The 1,717-nt window shown below is 47.8% G+C and carries 3 protein-coding genes; all 3 read left to right on the top strand.

Translation table 11 applies throughout. The features are described 5' to 3' along the window. Positions 1-48: 48 nt before the first annotated feature. Positions 49-969, top strand: a complete 921-nt coding sequence (pyrB, locus tag ACTHSP_RS20390) for an aspartate carbamoyltransferase (RefSeq protein WP_440346808.1) — start codon at positions 49-51, stop codon at positions 967-969. Positions 970-979: 10 nt separating this feature from the next. Further along, positions 980-1,438 (top strand): aspartate carbamoyltransferase regulatory subunit, encoded by a 459-nt coding sequence (pyrI, locus tag ACTHSP_RS20385; protein WP_003684689.1) that lies wholly within the window; start codon positions 980-982, stop codon positions 1,436-1,438. Between the two features lie 52 nt (positions 1,439-1,490). Next, positions 1,491-1,717: helix-turn-helix domain-containing protein (locus ACTHSP_RS20380; protein ID WP_440346807.1), on the top strand; the 227-nt coding region annotated here is incomplete at its 3' end.

The following is a 1,717-nucleotide window of genomic DNA, read 5'->3' as shown; positions in this document are numbered from 1 at the left end:
GCTTGAAACGCCCGCCTGTTGCGGGCTTTTTTATGGGAAGGAATGGTCATGCCTAATCCGCTTTATCGGCAACATATAATTTCAATTTCAGATTTGACGACGGAGCAGCTCGAATTGCTGCTTCAGACGGCCTTGAAGTTGAAAAAGAAGCCTCGTGAAGATTTGCTTGAAGGCAAATTGATTGGTTCGTGCTTTTTTGAACCGTCTACCCGTACGCGTTTGTCTTTTGAAACGGCGGTACAGCGTTTGGGTGGGAAAGTTATCGGTTTTTCAGATGGTGCGAATACCAGTGCGAAAAAGGGAGAAACGCTTGCGGATACTGCGAGGATTATTTCCAGCTATACGGATGCGATTATTCAGCGACATCCGAAAGACGGTGCGGCCCGTGTAGCGGCCGAGTTTTCGAGCGTACCTGTGATTAATGCCGGTGATGGTACCAACCAACATCCGAGCCAGACGCTTTTGGATTTGGTAACGATTTATGAAACACAAGGTAGCTTGAGCAATTTGAAAATTGCGATGGCCGGTGATTTGAAATATGGCCGTACAGTACACTCATTGTGTCAGGCACTGAAGCGTTGGGGTTGTGAGTTTGCATTTGTTTCCCCTCCCAGCTTGGCGATGCCGGACTATATTACTGAAGAGCTGGAGGAGGCTGGTTGCCCTTACCAAGTTTTGTCCAGCTTGGAAGAAGCGGTCGAATGGGCGGATATTTTGTACATGACCCGTGTTCAGCGCGAACGTTTTGATGAGCAGGAATTTGCCAAAATTCAGGGTAAGTTCAATCTTGATGCGTCAATGTTGGCAAACGCCAAACCCAATTTGCGCGTCTTGCATCCTTTACCGAGGGTAGATGAAATTCATCCGGATGTGGATAAAACACTTCATGCCTATTATTTTGAGCAGGCAACCAATGGCGTGTATGCACGGATGGCGATTTTGTCTTTGGTATTGAACGAAGAAGTTTAAGGAGCGAAAGATGGAAAACTCAAAACTCAGCGTTGAAGCGATTGAACAAGGTACGGTAATTGACCATATTCCTGCCGGTAAAGGCTTGGCCATTCTAAGACAGTTTAAGCTGCTGCATTATGGCAGTGCGGTTACGGTCGGCTTTAATTTGCCCAGCAAAACGCAGGGAAGCAAAGACATTATCAAAGTCAGCGGCGTATGGTTGGATGCCAATGCGGCCAACCGTTTGGCTTTATTTGCCCCTGAAGCAGTGGTAAACAAAATCGATCAGTTTAAGGTGATCGACAAACAGCATTTGTCATTGCCGGACGAAATTTCAGAAGTATTCCGCTGCCCGAATACCAATTGTGCCAGTCATGGCGAGCCGGTCATCAGCCGTTTTTATGTCCGTTCACATAATGGTCAGACACGTTTGAAATGCCATTATTGCGAGAAAACCTTCTCGCGTGATTCGGTTGCCGAAGCCTGATATGTAGAAATTAGTAGCGTTGTTTACAGTATTTCCAGGAGAATACTGAAACATGAACATGCACAAAAACACCCGTCTCACCCCGCACCACCGCCAAGCCATTTGGCTGGCCTACACGCAGGGGAAGGAAAGCGTCACCTCCCTGGCACGCCGATACCAAGTCAGCCGCGTCACCATTTACCGCGCACTTAAAGCCGCAAGAGGCAGACTGCTCAAACCCCAAACCAGTACCAACAACCGTTTCAAACAGGCAAAGTACGGAATGAAACGCCTGGCCAA

This window comes from Neisseria sp. P0001.S005, from assembly GCF_051963715.1.
The sequence above is the reverse complement of the archived record's forward strand: the minus strand, read 5'-3'. Positions and strand labels throughout refer to the sequence as shown.

Excerpts from the sequence above, each read along its gene's own strand:
- pyrI (WP_003684689.1), top strand. The coding sequence starts at position 980 with ATGGAAAACTCAAAACTCAGCGTTGAAGCGATTGAACAAGGTACGGTA.
- pyrB (WP_440346808.1), top strand. The coding sequence starts at position 49 with ATGCCTAATCCGCTTTATCGGCAACATATAATTTCAATTTCAGATTTG.